The sequence below is a fragment of the Mesorhizobium sp. B2-3-10 genome, from assembly GCF_006442275.1.
GTDB lineage: Bacteria > Pseudomonadota > Alphaproteobacteria > Rhizobiales > Rhizobiaceae > Mesorhizobium > Mesorhizobium australicum.
In genome coordinates this window covers 498,487-513,546 of record NZ_VFVT01000005.1, presented here as the reverse complement: position 1 = coordinate 513,546, position 15,060 = coordinate 498,487, and the positions used below count along the sequence as shown (strand labels likewise).

The 15,060-nt window shown below is 63.7% G+C and carries 17 protein-coding genes; 10 read left to right on the top strand and 7 right to left on the bottom strand.

The genetic code is table 11. The features are described 5' to 3' along the window. Nucleotides 1-28: 28 nt before the first annotated feature. Entirely contained in the window at nucleotides 29-1,087 is a 1,059-nt protein-coding gene (locus FJ943_RS17885) for a GTP-binding protein (protein ID WP_140723405.1), read from the bottom strand. 135 nt (nucleotides 1,088-1,222) lie between these two features. Here FJ943_RS17885 and FJ943_RS17880 point away from each other — a divergent pair, with 135 nt between their 5' ends. Together FJ943_RS17880 and FJ943_RS17875 are read left to right on the top strand one after the other, a co-directional pair. After that, on the top strand, nucleotides 1,223-1,507 hold the full coding sequence (locus FJ943_RS17880) for a hypothetical protein (RefSeq protein WP_140714357.1): 285 nt from the start codon (nucleotides 1,223-1,225) through the stop codon (nucleotides 1,505-1,507). Between the two features lie 2 nt (nucleotides 1,508-1,509). Next, a complete protein-coding gene (locus tag FJ943_RS17875) occupies nucleotides 1,510-1,980 on the top strand; it encodes a MarR family transcriptional regulator (RefSeq protein WP_015314298.1) in 471 nt (156 codons plus the stop codon). A gap of 12 nt (nucleotides 1,981-1,992) precedes the next feature. On the opposite strand, the gene FJ943_RS17870 is transcribed toward FJ943_RS17875, so the two are convergent. Next, the gene (locus FJ943_RS17870; RefSeq protein WP_140723402.1) at nucleotides 1,993-2,862 is read right to left on the bottom strand and encodes an AraC family transcriptional regulator; all 870 of its coding nucleotides are present in this window, start codon (nucleotides 2,860-2,862) and stop codon (nucleotides 1,993-1,995) included. 54 nt (nucleotides 2,863-2,916) lie between these two features. Between FJ943_RS17870 and FJ943_RS17865 the strand changes: the two genes are divergently transcribed. The 5 genes from FJ943_RS17865 (at nucleotide 2,917) to FJ943_RS17845 (ending at nucleotide 6,955) form a co-directional block, all read left to right on the top strand. Continuing rightward, a complete protein-coding gene (locus tag FJ943_RS17865; protein WP_140714351.1) occupies nucleotides 2,917-3,324 on the top strand; it encodes a DUF2000 family protein in 408 nt (135 codons plus the stop codon). Between the two features lie 194 nt (nucleotides 3,325-3,518). Next, complete coding sequence (locus FJ943_RS17860) at nucleotides 3,519-4,403, top strand: DMT family transporter (RefSeq protein ID WP_041163585.1); 885 nt, start codon at nucleotides 3,519-3,521, stop codon at nucleotides 4,401-4,403. Nucleotides 4,404-4,468: 65 nt separating this feature from the next. Next, nucleotides 4,469-5,491, top strand: coding sequence for a LacI family DNA-binding transcriptional regulator (locus FJ943_RS17855; protein WP_140723400.1), 1,023 nt, complete (start codon nucleotides 4,469-4,471; stop codon nucleotides 5,489-5,491). Continuing rightward, the gene (locus tag FJ943_RS17850) at nucleotides 5,488-6,471 is read left to right on the top strand and encodes a 2-hydroxyacid dehydrogenase (protein WP_140723397.1); all 984 of its coding nucleotides are present in this window, start codon (nucleotides 5,488-5,490) and stop codon (nucleotides 6,469-6,471) included. Before FJ943_RS17855 ends, FJ943_RS17850 begins: the two co-directional genes overlap by 4 nt. Before the next feature lie 79 nt (nucleotides 6,472-6,550). Continuing rightward, a complete protein-coding gene (locus FJ943_RS17845; RefSeq protein ID WP_181174574.1) occupies nucleotides 6,551-6,955 on the top strand; it encodes a hypothetical protein in 405 nt (134 codons plus the stop codon). On the opposite strand, the gene FJ943_RS17840 is transcribed toward FJ943_RS17845, so the two are convergent. Then, nucleotides 6,956-7,747 (bottom strand): gamma-glutamyl-gamma-aminobutyrate hydrolase family protein, encoded by a 792-nt coding sequence (locus FJ943_RS17840; RefSeq protein WP_246671897.1) that lies wholly within the window; start codon nucleotides 7,745-7,747, stop codon nucleotides 6,956-6,958. Between the two features lie 245 nt (nucleotides 7,748-7,992). On the opposite strand from FJ943_RS17840, the gene FJ943_RS17835 reads away from it, so the two are divergent. Next, nucleotides 7,993-9,102: a TRAP transporter substrate-binding protein gene (locus FJ943_RS17835; RefSeq protein ID WP_140723391.1), complete on the top strand. Its 1,110-nt coding sequence runs from the start codon at nucleotides 7,993-7,995 to the stop codon at nucleotides 9,100-9,102. Nucleotides 9,103-9,206: 104 nt separating this feature from the next. Here FJ943_RS17835 and FJ943_RS17830 read toward each other — a convergent pair whose 3' ends face one another. From FJ943_RS17830 to FJ943_RS17815, 4 genes are all read right to left on the bottom strand, one after another. Next, nucleotides 9,207-10,235, bottom strand: coding sequence for a zinc-dependent alcohol dehydrogenase family protein (locus tag FJ943_RS17830; protein ID WP_140723388.1), 1,029 nt, complete (start codon nucleotides 10,233-10,235; stop codon nucleotides 9,207-9,209). Nucleotides 10,236-10,248: 13 nt separating this feature from the next. Next, complete coding sequence (locus tag FJ943_RS17825; protein ID WP_140723494.1) at nucleotides 10,249-12,036, bottom strand: TRAP transporter large permease subunit; 1,788 nt, start codon at nucleotides 12,034-12,036, stop codon at nucleotides 10,249-10,251. Further along, nucleotides 12,036-12,620: a TRAP transporter small permease subunit gene (locus FJ943_RS17820; protein ID WP_015314287.1), complete on the bottom strand. Its 585-nt coding sequence runs from the start codon at nucleotides 12,618-12,620 to the stop codon at nucleotides 12,036-12,038. The genes FJ943_RS17825 and FJ943_RS17820 overlap by 1 nt, the downstream gene beginning before the upstream one ends. Nucleotides 12,621-12,800: 180 nt before the next feature. Continuing rightward, nucleotides 12,801-13,706 carry a branched-chain amino acid ABC transporter permease gene (locus tag FJ943_RS17815; protein ID WP_140723491.1) on the bottom strand — a complete coding sequence of 302 codons (906 nt, stop codon included), beginning with the start codon at nucleotides 13,704-13,706 and terminating at the stop codon, nucleotides 12,801-12,803. 142 nt (nucleotides 13,707-13,848) lie between these two features. Between FJ943_RS17815 and FJ943_RS17810 the strand changes: the two genes are divergently transcribed. Together FJ943_RS17810 and FJ943_RS17805 are read left to right on the top strand one after the other, a co-directional pair. Then, the gene (locus FJ943_RS17810) at nucleotides 13,849-14,457 is read left to right on the top strand and encodes a CGNR zinc finger domain-containing protein (RefSeq protein ID WP_140723386.1); all 609 of its coding nucleotides are present in this window, start codon (nucleotides 13,849-13,851) and stop codon (nucleotides 14,455-14,457) included. Next, nucleotides 14,450-14,983 carry a hypothetical protein gene (locus FJ943_RS17805; protein WP_246671896.1) on the top strand — a complete coding sequence of 178 codons (534 nt, stop codon included), beginning with the start codon at nucleotides 14,450-14,452 and terminating at the stop codon, nucleotides 14,981-14,983. The genes FJ943_RS17810 and FJ943_RS17805 overlap by 8 nt, the downstream gene beginning before the upstream one ends. Nucleotides 14,984-15,060 lie beyond the last annotated feature (77 nt).

The following is a 15,060-nucleotide window of genomic DNA, read 5'->3' as shown; positions in this document are numbered from 1 at the left end:
ATTCAAGCTTTGAATCGTGTGGCTGAACCTAGGCCTGGCAGGCGTCAAAGCTCTTCTTCAGCCGTTCAGCGTCGAGTTCGCGTCCGATGAACACCAGCCGGCTTTCGTGCTTTTCGCCGTCCTTCCAGGCGCGCTGGTGGTCGCCCTCGATGATCATGTGCACGCCTTGGATGACATAGCGCTCGTCATCGCCCTTGAGCGCGATGATGCCTTTCAGCCGCAGGATGTTAGGGCCTTCCATCTGGGTGACCTTCTCGATCCATGGGAAGAATTTCTTCGGGTCCATCTCGCCGCCGCGCAGCGACACCGACTGCACCGTCACATCATGGATGTCGGACGGATGAGCGTGATGGTGGTGGTCGTGCCCATCGTGGTGATGATGATCATGGTCGTGATGATCATGATCGTGGTCATGGTGATCATGTTCATCATGCGCTTCGAGGAAATGCGGATCGTTCTCCAGCGCCCTGGACAGGTCGAAGGCGCCGCGGTCGAGCACTTCCGACAGGGCGACGCCGGCGCGCGTCGTGCGGTGAATTTTGGCGGCAGGGTTGATGGCGCGGATCGTCGCCTCGACCATGGCAAGTTCTTCCGGGGTGACGAGGTCGGTCTTGTTGAGCACGACGACGTCGGCGAAGGCGATCTGGTCCTCGGCTTCCTTGGAATCCTTGAGCCTGAGCGGCAGGTGCTTGGCGTCGACCAGGGCCACCACGGCATCGAGCTTGGTCTTGGAGCGCACGTCGTCGTCCATGAAGAAGGTCTGCGCCACCGGCACAGGATCGGCGAGACCCGTGGTCTCGACGACGATGGCGTCGAAGCGGCCGGGCCGCCGCATCAGGCCCTCGACGACACGGATCAGGTCGCCGCGCACCGTGCAGCAGACGCAGCCATTATTCATCTCGTAGATCTCCTCGTCTGATTCCACGATCAGGTCGTTGTCGATGCCGATCTCGCCGAATTCGTTGACGATGACGGCGTAGCGCCTGCCGTGGTTTTCCGACAGGATGCGGTTGAGCAGCGTCGTCTTGCCGGCGCCGAGATAGCCGGTGAGGACGGTTACGGGAATCTGTGTCTGCGCTTCGCTCATGGCTTGCCTCGAAATGACTAGGCCCTGAAATTCAGGCCGCGAAAAGGGATTGTCGGTTCCATATAGGATGTGCGCCGGGCTTTTGCACGGGGCAAACCATGGGCCAAAGCTGCCGACCGGGATTGTCCCGGCATCATGGCCGCGGAAGCGGCCGCCGTCCCCGGCGGCGGAATGATCAACGGGCCTCTTGCCAGGGCTGTCCGGTCGTCGGATCGCATTCACGCAGCGGTCGCTCCGAATTCCCTTCACCCGAAACTCGTTTGTCATCTAACTGAAATAAACATCTGGCATCACCACGGCGGACACCGCAAATGCTTGCCGGCAAAGCTGTTTCGGATGCCGGAATCTTTTTCGATCGTCGATTGCCAACCGGCCGGCTGCGTCTATGCTGTGCGCACCGGTACGGCCGAAGAGGGATGACCATGGCCAAGGCGGACAAGACTGCAACGATGAGCCGGCTGCATTCAGCGGCAAGGCTGGCAAGGACCGCGCTGGCGGCACGGCTCCTGGCGCATGGCTTTTACGCCGGCCAGGACCAGATCATGCTGGCGCTGGACCGTGAGGACGGCCAGACGCCGGGCAATCTCGCCGGTCGCCTCGGCGTGCGTCCGCCGACCATCACCAAGACCATCAACCGGCTGCAGGCACAGGGTTTTCTGGAGAAACGCGCGTCCGACTCCGATGCCCGCCAAGCCCATATCTTCCTCACCGATACCGGCCGTGAAACCATCCGCGCCATTGAGAAGTCGGTGAAGAAGACCGAAAAGCAGGCGCTTAAGGGCCTCGACAAGAAGGACCAGAAGGCGCTGTTCAAGCTGCTCGCCCGCATCGAGGCCAACCTCTCCAACGAGGAACTGGTGCTGATCGACGACGACGCCGAGTCGGATGACTGATCTCTCCGGCCGTCAGGCGGCCGCGGTATTTCCGTGGATCAAGGACGACCAACGGCCCGGCGTCATGCCGAACGCTTTCTTGAATTGCCTGTTGAAGTGGCTCTGGTCGCTGAAGCGGGCCTCGATCGCGATCTGTACCAAGGGCACGCCGGCGGCGATCATCCTGCGCGCGCGCTGAAGCCGGCGCATTACCAGGAAACGATGCGGGCTGGTCGAGAAGGCCGCGCGGAAATGTCTCGACAGGGCATAGCGGTCGAGACCCGTGACGGCTTCCAACTCACCCGAACGCACGGGCCGGTCGAGGTTTTCCGTGAGATACTCACCCGCCAGTGTCGCCGCCCGCCACGCCGTCCCGGCTATTGGCTTTGCCGGCTTGCCGGCATGCCGGTTCAGACTTTGCATCAGTCGCGCCAGGAAGTCGTCGACGAACAGCTCGTCGAGTTCCTGCTCCAACGGCCCGAGCGCCGACAGCAGGGTCGCGCAGAAGGCCTCGTCCGTCACCACGCCGTCCCTGACGAAGGGCAGCGCCGTGCCGCCGAGACAGTCGAGCATCAGTGACGGCTCAAGATAGAGCATCCTGTAGCGCAGGCCTTCTTCCGTGCCGGCGCCGCCATCGTGCAACTCGTCCGGATGCAGCACGATGACCTGGCCGGGCAGGCTCAGCCGTGCCGCGCCGCGATAGCGGAAGGTCTGCACGCCGCGCAGCGTCACCCCGATCGCGTAGGTGTCGTGGCGATGCGGATCGAAGGCGCTGCCGTGAAACCGCGCCTCGATGCGCTCCATCCCCGCGGGGTCGCGAGCGGAGAAGATGCAGTTTTCAGCGGCATCGGCGCACAAACGTCCAAGACCCTCGAAGGCCTGACGGTCTAGATCGAACGACATCGTCTCCTTCAGCCTCGCTACACGGGGCCTAACCTTGAAATGGCTCACTTTCCCATGTTCGATACGAAATTTGCAATCGTACTGCGGCAAGACCTGGCCGTCTGGCAGAAACTCAACGTCACCGCCTTCCTGACCAGCGGCATTGTCGCGCAATTCCCCGACATCATCGGCGAGCCCTATCGCGACCGCACCGGCAATCTCTACAATCCCCTGTCGATCCAGCCGGTCATCGTGCTCTCGGCCGACCAGGCAACGATGAGTGCGATCCATCGGCGTGCGCTGGAACGCGGCGTCACCACCTCGCTCTATGTCGAGGAGATGTTCTCGACCGGCTTCGATGCCGCCAACCGCGCCGTCTTTGCCGAGTTCGCGCCCGAAGATGCCAAGGTGGTCGGCATAGCGCTGCGTGCCGAGAAGAAGGTGGTCGACAAGATAACCAAGGGCGCCCGCATGCACGCGTAGCGCCCGAAGGCTAAGCCTGACGCCGACTGTTGTTGTACCAGCGAGCTTAGGCGCGGCTGCGGGCGACAATTGGCTTGCCGGCAAGCCGCAATTCCCGCAAAGGTGGGGTTCCAGCCCAGCTTTTCCCCGGCCTGCACGTGAATCCTTCCCAAAGACATGTCGAAAGCGCGACGCCGCCGGTGGCGATCCTGTGCATGCTGACCACCTATGTCTTCTTCACCTTCCTCGACACCAGCAGCAAATATCTCGTCCTGGCCGGCGTCTCCGTCCTGATCGTCGCCTGGGTGCGCTTTGCCGTGCATGTCGTGCTGGTTGGAGCGCTGCTGCGTGGCTGGCGCGAACCGAGGCGATTTCGGCCGGTCAACCTGCCGGCGCATGTGATGCGCGGCGCGTTCCTGTTCGGCTCGACCATGTTCAATGTCCTGGCGCTGCGCTCCCTGCAACTGGCCGAGACGACCTCGATCTATTTCTTCGGGCCGATGGTGATCACCGCCCTTGCCGGGCCGCTGCTCGGCGAATGGGCCGGATGGCGGCGCTGGCTGGCTATCCTGGCCGCTTTCGCCGGGGTCCTGATCATCACGCGGCCCGGTGTCGGCGTTTTCGGCATCGGACATCTCTTCGCGCTCGGCTCGATGCTGTCGAACTGCTTCTATGTCATCATGACGCGCCGCATGTCGGCGACCGAGACTCCGGAGAGCCTGATCCTGTTCTCGGCGTTGGCGCCGACGGTCCTGCTGCTGCCCTTGCTGCCGTTTTCATTTTCCCTGCCGCATGATGGCTGGCACTGGTCCGTGCTGCTCATGCTTGGCGTGTTCGGCGGTGTCGGCCACTGGTTGCTGGTCCAGGCCTATCGGCTGGCGACGACCACAGCGCTCGCGCCGTATCCCTATTCGCAAATGGTGTGGATGATCATTTCGGGCTGGCTTGTCTTCAAGCAGTTCCCCGACCGCTGGACGCTGGTCGGCGCCGCCATCATCGTCGCCAGCGGCCTCTACATCGTCCATCGCGAACATCGGCTCAGGCTGCGCAGCCGTGCGGCCTCGGATGTCGAGGCCGAGGCGCTGGCAAAAAAACTTTGATTTGGCCCGGATCGATGGCATAAGGCCGCCCTTAAACAGTTTAAAAAAAGACGGGGAGCGAAAGGCTGGCACAGAAGATCAAGCTGTCGACGATCGCGGATGCGCTCGGCGTGTCCACGGCCACCGTATCCTTGGCACTGCGCGACAGCCCGCTGGTTGCCGGCTCGACGCGCGACCGCATCAAGGAACATGCGCGCACCATCGGCTACATCTACAACCGCCGCGCCGCCAGCCTGCGCACCTCGCGCTCGGGCATTGTCGGTGTCGTCGTCCACGACATCATGAACCCGTTCTTCGCCGAGATTCTGCGCTCGATCGAGAGTGAGCTCGACCGCAGCCGGCAGACCTTCATCCTGTCCAATCACTACGATCAGCTCGAAAAGCAGCGCACCTTCATCGATACATTGCTGCAGCTCGGCGCCGATGGCGTCATCATGTCGCCGGCTATCGGCACGCCGGCGTCCGATATCGTCATGGCCGAGGAGAATGGGCTGCCGGCGGTGCTGATCGCGCGCACCGTCGAGGGTGCCGACGTACCGGTGTTTCGCGGCGACGATGCCTATGGCACGGGCCTCGCCACCAACCATCTGATCTCGCTTGGCCACAAGCGCATCGCCATGATCGGCGGCACCGACCAGACCTCGACCGGCCGCGATCGCTATCAGGGCTATGTCAACGCCATGGAGGCAGCCGGGCTTGAAGTCAGGCCATCCTGGCGCATATCAGGCCCGCGCACCAAGCAGGCCGGTTTCGAGGCCGCCGGGCAGTTTCTGGCGCTGAAGGACAGGCCTACCGCGGCCTGCTGCTGGAACGACCTCGTCGCCATCGGCCTGATGAACGGCATTGCGCGTGCCGGCCTTGTGCCGGGCGTCGACATCTCCGTCACCGGCTATGATGATCTCGAAGAGGCGGCTATCGCCACGCCGGCGCTGACTACCGTCTGGAACGGCCAGCGCGAGGTTGGCCGCCGCGCCGCCAGCGCGCTGCTCGACAAGCTCAACGGGCAGACGGTGCGGCCCTCGCAGGAATTGATCAAGCCGGAACTGCACGTGCGCCAGTCTACCGGCAAGCCGGTGGAGCGTGCATGACCAAGGCCGAACAATTGGAAGCCGTTGCCATTCTGGTGCCGGCCGATTTCAGCGACCACGCCGTCGCGCGTATCGACCGGACGTTTAACCGCGTCGGCATCGAGCGCGCCGATCCCGCGCTGGTCACCGAGGAGATGCGCCGCGCGGTGCGTGGCATCGCATCCTTTGCCGGCATCAGTGCGGCGATGATCGATGCGTTGCCGAAGCTCGAACTCATAGCCTCGTTCGGCGTCGGCTACGATTCGGTCGATGTCGGCCATGCGGCGGCGAAGAACATCATGGTCACCAACACGCCCGACGTGCTGACCGAAGAGGTCGCCGACACCGCGATCGGGCTGCTGATCAACACGGTGCGCGATCTGCCGCGTGCCGAAACCTGGCTGCGTGACGGCAGCTGGGCGAAGAAGGGCAACTATCCGCTGAGCCGGCTGACCTTGCGCGCGCGCCGCGTCGGTATTTTCGGCATGGGCCGCATCGGACAGGCCATTGCACGGCGGCTGGAGGCCTTCGGCCTGCCGATCGCCTATCACAACCGGCGCCGGGTCGAAGGCCTGTCCTACCAATACCATGACACGCTGAAGGGCTTGGCCGAGGAAGTCGACACGCTGATTTCGGTGGCGCCCGGCGGTGCTTCGACACAGAAAGCGGTCAATGCCGCGATCCTGTCGGCGCTCGGCGCGAACGGCGTCTTCGTCAACATCGGCCGCGGCAGTACCGTCGACGAGGCGGCCCTTGCGGCCGCTCTCGCCGACGGCACCATCGCCGCGGCCGGGCTCGATGTCTTCGCCGACGAGCCGAATGTCCCCAAAGCGTTGCTCGACTTACCAAACGCCTCTCTGTTGCCGCATGTCGGCTCGGCCTCGGAGCATACACGCCGCGCCATGGCCGATCTGTGCGTCGACAATCTGGTGTCGTGGTTCAGCGACCGCAGGCCACTGACACCAGTGCCCGAGACGGCGCATGTGAAGGCTCGCCCTTGAGCGGTGGCACTGCCACACTTATTAACGTCCGCTTAACCCTTTGAAATCATTCTTCATCCTGTGTGCTGGATGAGGAATGATGAAAACGCTTTTCGCATTGATCGGTGCAGCCGCGCTGTTTGGCGGCGTTCAGCTGTTTCATGACGGCAGCGGGGAAAGCGCTGCCAATGAGGCTACGCCTTCCAATGCCTACAGACTGGTTGCCAATGGCGACGAGGGCGCATGCGCGGTCACGCGCGGCGCCTCGGTCTCGGATGGCCTGTCGCTGCTGACGGTGGCGCCGAATTGCCGACGGCTCCTGCCGGGCCTCGAGCGGGCTAAATTCTGGCGCGAGCAAAACGACGGAACCGTTGCCTTCAGCGCCAACGGCATCGATCCGATCGTCACCTTTGCCGTGGCTGATGGCGATGGCTACGAATCCTACGCGCCGGCCCTGCCGTTGCTGTCGCTGGCGTCAGACGGTGGCCTGAAACCTGGAAACTAACTACTCCGCCGCCGCCCGCGCGCCGGCTTTCGCGGCGGCATGCAGGCGCACCGCATCGCCGAAAGCGCGAAAAATCTTGGCGGAATTGCTGTCCGACTTGACCCAGTATTCGGGATGCCACTGGACGCCGACGGCGAAGGCGCGGGCACCCTTGACCGAAACCGCTTCGACCGTGCCGTCGGTGGCGACAGCCTCGATCTCGAGCTTCGATCCCAGCCGGTCAATCGCCTGGCGATGCAAGGAATTGACCTTGATGTCGCCGGCGCCGAACACGCCGGCCAGGCAACTGCCTGTCTTGATCGAAATGGTCTGGTGAATGGCGAAGCGCTCATCCTGTTTGTCGCTCACCGCCGCACGGTGGTCCAGCGACCCTTCGCGCTCCTGGATCTCGGTGCCCAGTGTCCCGCCGAGCGCCACGTTCAATTCCTGGATGCCGCGGCAGATGGCGAGCAGCGGCACGCCGCGCTCGATCGCCTTGCGGATCAGCGGCAGCGTCGTGGCGTCGCGCGCGGTGTCATAGGGGCCGTTCGCTTCGCTGGCATCGCCGCCATAGAGCGAGGGGTCGACGTTGGATTTCGAGCCGGTCAGCATGATGCCGTCGACCGACGACAGAAGTTCGTCGAAGTCCAGCCGGTCGCCGAACGATGGCACGAGCAGTGGGAAAACGCCGGCACCTACGATTGCTGCTTCCAGATATTGTTGAGGGGCGGCATGCCAGGTGTAGTTGTCGAACTGACGGACGTCGGTCGATATGGCGACGAGCGGCTGCTGCATTTTGGGTCTGTCTTCCATCTGGCAAGGGATATCCTGCCTTTAAAATAAGCGATCCCCGGCCATTTTTCCAGCCAAGTCTCAGCGTGTCGCATGGGCCACGAAACCGCCTGTTAGACTATAGTTGCAGGGTCGCATGGCTTCGCCATCAAATCCGGCCGGCGTGCTGGACTCGACTCCTTGCCCGTGTATTGTTTCGAGCGAACCGATGCGGGAGCCGAGGATTTCCCGAACGTCGGTTTGTTGGTCCAAAAGGGAGGAACTGCATGGATCGTCGTTCATTTATCCGCAAGGCCGGCGTCACCGGCGTCGGCGCAGCCGCGGCGGCGGCCACGCTCGGCGCACCGGCAATCGCCCAGTCCAACCCCAAGGTGACATGGCGATTGGCGTCGTCCTTCCCGAAGTCGCTCGACACCATCTATGGCGGGGCCGAAGTGTTCTCCAAGATGCTGTCGGAAGCCACCGACGGCAATTTCCAGATCCAGGTCTTTGCCGCGGGCGAGCTTGTTCCCGGCCTGCAGGCCGCCGACGCCACCACGGCCGGCACGGTCGAGGCCTGCCACACGGTGGCATATTATTACTGGGGCAAGGACCCGACATGGGCGCTGGGTGCGGCGGTGCCCTTTTCGCTCAACGCGCGCGGCATGAATGCATGGCACTACCATGGCGGCGGCATCGATCTGTTCAATGAGTTTCTCGCCACGCAAGGTCTGTTCGGCCTGCCGGGCGGCAACACCGGCGTGCAGATGGGCGGCTGGTTCCGCAAGGAGATCAACACCGTCGCCGACCTCTCCGGCCTCAAGATGCGCATTGGCGGCTTTGCCGGCAAAGTGGTGCAGAAGCTCGGCGTGGTGCCGCAGCAGATCGCCGGCGGCGACATCTACCCGGCGCTGGAAAAAGGCACCATCGACGCCGCCGAATGGGTCGGCCCCTATGACGACGAGAAGCTCGGCTTCTACAAGGTCGCGCCCTATTATTACTATCCCGGCTGGTGGGAAGGCGGCCCGACCGTCCACCTGATGTTCAACAAGGCGAAATACGACGAGCTTTCGCCGACCTACAAGTCGCTGCTGCGGACGTGCGCCCAGGCCGCGGACGCCAACATGCTGCAGAAATACGACTATGTGAACCCTCCGGCGGTGAAGCGGCTGGTGGCCGGCGGCGCCAAACTGCGCCCATTCAGCCAGGAGATCATGGCCGCCTGCTTCGAGAAGGCCAACGAGGTCTACGCCGAAATGGAAGCCTCGAACGCGCCGTTCAAGAAGATCTGGGAATCGATCAAGGGCTTCCGCAAGGAGCACTATCTCTGGGCGCAGGTGGCCGAATACAATTACGACACCTTCATGATGGTCCAGCAGCGCAACGGCAAGCTGTAGGCGATCGTACTTTGCTTTTCGAAAGCCTCGGGGCATTTTTGTTCCCCGGGGCTTTTCTTTGCTCGACGGCGACGGCAATCGCCAAATGCCGCGAAGCCTGAACCTCAGCCCATAGCTGGTACCACCAGCACCTTCACTTCACCCGGAGCCGGCGGATTGGCGATCACCCCTGGCGCCTCTTCGAGCGTGACTTGCCTGGAGATCAACTGATCGATCTCGATCACGCCCGACGCGATAAGCTCGGCGGCGCGGCGATGCGTGTAGGGATTGAGGAATGAGCCCACTACCTTGAGTTCGCGGAACAACAGGTCGAAGGGCTCGAATTCCACCTTCATGCCTTGCGGCGTCACGCCGACGATAACGACGGTGCCGCCCGCCCTTGCCAGCCGCATCGACTGCTCGACGGTCTCGCGCACACCGGCGCATTCGAACACCACGTCGGCGCCACCAGGCATTAGTCCGGCCGGACCGGCGATGGCCTCGATCACATCGGTGGCGGCGGGATCGACCGTCGCCGTCGCACCGAGTTCGCTGGCAAGCGCGCGCCGCGAGGCTTGCCGTGTCGACAGGATGATGGTGGTCGCCCCGGCCAGCCGCGCCAGTTGCACGGTGAGCAGGCCGATGACGCCGCCGCCGAGCACGACCACCGAGCTGCCTGGCTTGATCTCGGCAAGGTCGACGCCGTGCAGGCAGCAGCCGAGCGGCTCGCAGAAAGCACCATGAGTTGGCTTCAGATCGGCGGGAAGGACAAAGGCCTGTTTCTGCGGAATCACCACATAGTCGGCAAAGCCGCCGTCGCGGTGGATGCCGATGGCGGTGAGATTGCCGCACAAATTGACGCGGCCGGCATGGCAATGGCCGCAGCGCCCGCAGGCGATGTTGGGGTCGCCGGTGACGCGGTCGCCGACGGCAAAGCCGGAGACGGCGGTGCCGATTGCCTCGACGATGCCGGAGAATTCGTGCCCGGGTGTCACTGGCGGCCTGCAGGGGAACTCGCCGTGGAAAAGATGCCGGTCGGTGCCGCAGACACCGCAGGCTTCGATCCGCACCAGGAGGTCGTCCGGGCCCGGGACCGGTTTGGCGATCTCGCGCAACGAGATGCTGCCCACTGCCTCCAACCGCACGGCTTTCATGGCATCGTTTCCATCAATTGAAGCTCGGCGGTTGCGACAGGTCCGGCGCGGGTGCAGCCGGCTTGGCCGGCGGCGCATCGCCGAAATTCGGGGGCTGCGACAGATCGGGCGTGCCGGGCGCCGTCGGTGCGGCGCCGCCATTGGCAGGCGCGCCGCCACCGTCCGGCGCGCCGAGCGGCGACAGGCTGGGCACCCCGGGCACCGTGTAGTCGATCGTGCCGGAATCGACGGCCGTGCCCTTGTAGCGCATCACCATTTGCGGGAAGGCGATGGTCAGGCCGATCATGATCACCTGGATGCAGACGAATGGCACCGCGCCCCAATAGATCTGGCCCGTTGTCACCGGCGCGATCTGCTTGCCGGTCAGGCGATCGAGATAGGGCACGCGGGCAGCGACCGAGCGCAGGTAGAACAGCGCGAAGCCGAATGGTGGATGCATGAAGCTGGTCTGCATGTTGACGCCCAGGAGCACGCCGAACCAGATCAGGTCGATGCCGAGCTTGTCGGCCGCCGGCGCCAGCAGCGGCACGATGATGAAGGCCAGTTCGAAGAAATCGAGGAAGAAGGCGAGGAAGAAGACGAGCATGTTGACGCCGATCAGGAAGCCGACTTCGCCGCCCGGCAGCGAGGTCAAGAGATGCTCGACCCAGATCTGGCCGTTGACGCCGTAGAAGGTCAGCGAGAACACCCGCGCGCCTATCAGGATGAACAGCACGAAGGACGACAGCCGCGTCGTCGAGGCCAGCGCCTGCTTGATCACGTCCATCGACAGCCGGCCCTTCATTGCCGCCATCGCCAGCGCACCGACCGCGCCCATCGCGCCGCCCTCGGTTGGGGTGGCGATGCCGAGAAAGATGGTGCCCAGCACCAGGAAGATCAGCGCCAGCGGCGGGATCAGCACGATCACGACCTGCTGCGCCAGCCGCGACATCATGTTGATGTTCAGGCTGCGGTCGAGGATCGCGACGATGTAGATGAAGATGACGCCGACCGTCGCGCCGAGAATATCGGCGTTGTCGCCATGAGCGGGCACCAGGTAACGGTAGGCCGCATAGGCGATCGCAATGGCCGCTATCAACGCGATCAGCAACGACACCACGCCATGGCCGAGCGTCCGCGCCTCAAGCGGCAGGGCAGGCATCGACTTTGGCCGGACGATCGACATGATCACGATGTAGAGCGTGTATAGGCCGGTCAGCACCAGGCCGGGGATCAGGGCGCCGGCATACATGTCGCCGACAGAGCGGCCGAGCTGGTCGGCGAGAACGATCAGCACCAGCGACGGCGGAATGATCTGGGCGAGCGTGCCCGACGCCGCGATGACGCCGGATGCCACCCGGCGGTCATAACCATAGCGCAGCATGATCGGCAGCGAGATCAGTCCCATGGCGATGACGGACGCCGCCACCACGCCTGTGGTCGCGGCCAACAGTGCGCCGACGAAGATCACCGCGTAGGCGAGGCCTCCGCGGACGGGCCCGAACAACTGGCCGATCGTGTCGAGCAGGTCTTCCGCCATGCCCGATCGTTCGAGCACGATGCCCATGAAGGTGAAGAACGGGATCGCCAGCAGCGTGTCGTTCGACATCACCCGGCTGCCGTAGAAATTGTCCGGCAGCGCATAGAGCAGCGGCCAGGCGAGATTGATCGCGCCGCCCGAATAGGGCGTCAGAAGCACGCCGATGAAGAAGAACATCAGGCCGTTGGCGGCGAGCGAAAAGGCGACGGGATAGCCGATCAGCATGAACAGGATCAGCGAGGCGAACATGATCGGCGCCATGTTCTGGGCGATGAACTCCATCACGAACGCACCTCTTCGGCGAGCGCCTTGGCTTCGAGTTCAGCCTGTTCGTGCACGGAAATGAATGGGTTGGGATCCTCAATGACGCCGCGCATGATGGCGATCTTCTTGATGATCTCGGAAATGCCCTGCAGCGCGAGCAGGAAAAAGCCGACCAGCAGGATCGCCTTGGCCGGCCACACGATCAGGCCGCCGGCGTTGGTCGACATCTCGCCGCTGTGAAACGACAGCGACACGTAGGGCACGAAATAGAACACCATCAGCGTCACGAACGGCATCAGGAAAAACACATGGCCGAAGAGGTCGATCCAGTGCTGCACGCGGCGTGAAAACAGGCCGTAGACGATGTCGATGCGGATATGCTCGTTCTGTTTCAGCGTGTAGGCGGCGGCCAGCATGAAGGCGGCGCCGAACAGGTACCATTGCAGCTCCAGCCAGGCGTTGGACGAGGTGTCGAACACCTTGCGGATGACCGCGTTGGCCGCACTCACCAGGATCGCCAGCAGGATCAGCCAGGATACCGATTTGCCGATGAACTCGTTCATACGATCGATCGTTCTGGATAAAGCGAGAAGCCCTGCCATGCATTCCTCCCTGATGCGGTGACGCGCGATCGCCCTTTTCGTCGCGCCGCCTGGCCCAACCGTATGCAGTGCGTGGTCCGGTTGGTCAACACGGGGACGAAGGATGCAGGCCATCGGCGCTCCCGGCACGGTGGAAAACCGCGCCCTGACGAAACGTCATGCAACCAAAGTCTGGCGGGATCAGACGACCTTGCCGGTGTCGCGGCCGGCGCCGATCAGGATCAGCATGGCAACCAGGAACAGATACATCCAGGCATCTCGCCATTCGACCGGAAAATAGCCGGCCCACAGTGATTCGGCCATGCCGAAAGCGGCTGCGCCCAGCGCCGCCTTCGGCGGCGAGAGATAACCGCCGACCGCCGTCACGAACAGGATCTTCAGGCCGTAGACAAGGCCGGAACCGAAGCTGACATTGCCATAGTAGAGGCTGGCCATGACCCCGGCCAGCGCGGCGCAGAAGCCGCCGAACAGCACGGCACGCCGGAACACGCCGCGCACGTCGACGCCGCACAGCGCGGCGGCCCTGGGGTCGTCGGAGACGGCGCGCCAGCACCGGCCGAAGCTTGAGCGGGCAAATACCCAGGTGGCGAGGGCGACCGCCGCCACGACCACGGCGCAGTCGAGCACCTGGATCAGCGTCAGCGTCGCCTTGAATCCTGAGCGTTCGGCGAAAACGATGGGCTCGGCCAGCATCGGCGGCAGCCACAGATCATGCGTGTCGGCGGCGATGCGGCTTGCTTCCGACAGGACGAGCAGGATGCCGAGCGTCGTCACCACGATGGCGTTGGGCGAGCGGTCAGCCAACGGCTCGAAGACGCTGCGCGACAGGACATGGCTGATGAGCGCCGCATAGAGGAACGCCGCGAGGACGCCGAACAGCACCGAAGCAAGCAGCGTCAGCCACAGCACCTGGTAGCCGAAGGCGACGCTCAGGATCATTGCCTGGCCGCAAAAGGCAAACAGCGCCCCATAGGCGAGGTTGGTGCGGTGCAGAATGCCGTTGGTCAGCACATAGCCGAAGGCGAGCAACGCATAGAGCGCACCCGAATGCAGCCCGTTCAGCACCTGCTGGAAGAAGTAAAGCATGCTCGACAACACCAGAAGCATCCCGCCCAAGAGGGAATAGGACAAGCGCGGAGCGGACAAAGCCGACGATACCCTACGCATCCGAGGTTTGCATCGCCGAATCTAACTTGTCAAACGCGATTTATCGGTTAGATGTTCGGGAATGACAGTTGCCTGGACTTCTCACCGCTTCACCGGCGGCCTGCTCGCGCTCGACACGGCGAACACCGTCGTGCTGCGCGGCGATCCGGAGCGCACATTCGACCGCTTCGACGATCCGGCCGAAATCGCCCGCTTCGCCGACGCGGCCAGCGGCTTTCGCGCCGCCGAGCTTGGCGACAGGCGGCTGGCGGTGTCCTCGCCGGCGGCAATCGCGCCCGTCGTGCTGTCGATCCGCGAGACGACCGATAGGCTGTTTCGAGGCGCTGTGTTGAAAGGCGCGGTGGCCACCGCCGATCTGCCCGAATTCCTGCGGTCCTGCGCCGACGGCCTGGCCGCCGGCGGGACCGAGATCGGGGCGCAGGGACGGCCGTTCGGCGATCCGGCGACGCCGATCGCCTTCGAGGCGGCACTGGCGGTTTCGGCGCTTTCCCTGCTGCGTGACGACACCGTCGCGAGGCTCAGGATCTGTCCCAATTGCACCTGGCTGTTCGTCGACAGAAGCCGCAATTCCAGCCGCCTTTGGTGCGACATGGCGGTATGCGGCAACAGGCAGAAGGCAAGCCGTCACTATCGCCGCCGCATGGCGGCCAATGAGGTCAGGAATGCCTAGAATTCTTTCCCGCTCGACGGTTGCTGGCGCGGCGCTGATTGCGGCGATGACGCTTGGCGCTTGCCGGGATACTGGCGGTGGAGGCAAGCTGTTCGAAGTTTCCGGCAAGATCTTCGTCTTCAACTACCGCCTCGCCAGGGCGACCTATGTCGTGACGCTGAGGCCCTTGCGGCCGATGGGCGAGGGTCAGGTGGCGGTTGCCAGCTTCCAGAACCCCGCCGGTGGTGATCCCTTCGTGGTCGAGCAGAAGATCTGGCCGAAGCTCGACAAGGTGAGCCTGGAAAGCCCGGCGCTGACCTGCGTTGTCAAGAACAAGCCCTATGCCATCGCCATCAGCATCAAGGGCGCCGATGGCGCGGTCCTGCAGGAGATCGACACCACGCTGATGTCGACGGAAGACCAGTCCATCCTGCCCGATCGGCCGCTGGTCATCGACCAACTCTACACGGCCAACCCCGACCTCGCCGGCCATCCCGACGGCAAGCTGCCGGGCGAGCCGAAGCCGGACTGCTCGAAAGCCGGCTGACACCTTCCGACGGCATCGATTTCGGCTAGAATTTTCGTATGCCATCGCGCTGTCGGCGCACCGTTTCATGCGTGATC

Bases quoted from the DNA above. Each gene is read 5' to 3' on its own strand.
- FJ943_RS17810 (WP_140723386.1), top strand. From the start codon at position 13,849: ATGACAGTTGCCTGGACTTCTCACCGCTTCACCGGCGGCCTGCTCGCG.
- FJ943_RS17880 (WP_140714357.1), top strand. From the start codon at position 1,223: ATGGCCGCGGAAGCGGCCGCCGTCCCCGGCGGCGGAATGATCAACGGG.
- FJ943_RS17865 (WP_140714351.1), top strand. From the start codon at position 2,917: ATGTTCGATACGAAATTTGCAATCGTACTGCGGCAAGACCTGGCCGTC.
- FJ943_RS17885 (WP_140723405.1), bottom strand. From the start codon at position 1,087: ATGAGCGAAGCGCAGACACAGATTCCCGTAACCGTCCTCACCGGCTAT.
- FJ943_RS17825 (WP_140723494.1), bottom strand. From the start codon at position 12,036: ATGGAGTTCATCGCCCAGAACATGGCGCCGATCATGTTCGCCTCGCTG.
- FJ943_RS17860 (WP_041163585.1), top strand. From the start codon at position 3,519: ATGCTGACCACCTATGTCTTCTTCACCTTCCTCGACACCAGCAGCAAA.
- FJ943_RS17850 (WP_140723397.1), top strand. From the start codon at position 5,488: ATGACCAAGGCCGAACAATTGGAAGCCGTTGCCATTCTGGTGCCGGCC.
- FJ943_RS17840 (WP_246671897.1), bottom strand. From the start codon at position 7,747: ATGGAAGACAGACCCAAAATGCAGCAGCCGCTCGTCGCCATATCGACC.
- FJ943_RS17835 (WP_140723391.1), top strand. From the start codon at position 7,993: ATGGATCGTCGTTCATTTATCCGCAAGGCCGGCGTCACCGGCGTCGGC.
- FJ943_RS17830 (WP_140723388.1), bottom strand. From the start codon at position 10,235: ATGAAAGCCGTGCGGTTGGAGGCAGTGGGCAGCATCTCGTTGCGCGAG.
- FJ943_RS17845 (WP_181174574.1), top strand. From the start codon at position 6,551: ATGAAAACGCTTTTCGCATTGATCGGTGCAGCCGCGCTGTTTGGCGGC.
- FJ943_RS17875 (WP_015314298.1), top strand. From the start codon at position 1,510: ATGGCCAAGGCGGACAAGACTGCAACGATGAGCCGGCTGCATTCAGCG.
- FJ943_RS17815 (WP_140723491.1), bottom strand. From the start codon at position 13,706: ATGCTTTACTTCTTCCAGCAGGTGCTGAACGGGCTGCATTCGGGTGCG.
- FJ943_RS17870 (WP_140723402.1), bottom strand. From the start codon at position 2,862: ATGTCGTTCGATCTAGACCGTCAGGCCTTCGAGGGTCTTGGACGTTTG.
- FJ943_RS17820 (WP_015314287.1), bottom strand. From the start codon at position 12,620: ATGGCAGGGCTTCTCGCTTTATCCAGAACGATCGATCGTATGAACGAG.
- FJ943_RS17805 (WP_246671896.1), top strand. From the start codon at position 14,450: ATGCCTAGAATTCTTTCCCGCTCGACGGTTGCTGGCGCGGCGCTGATT.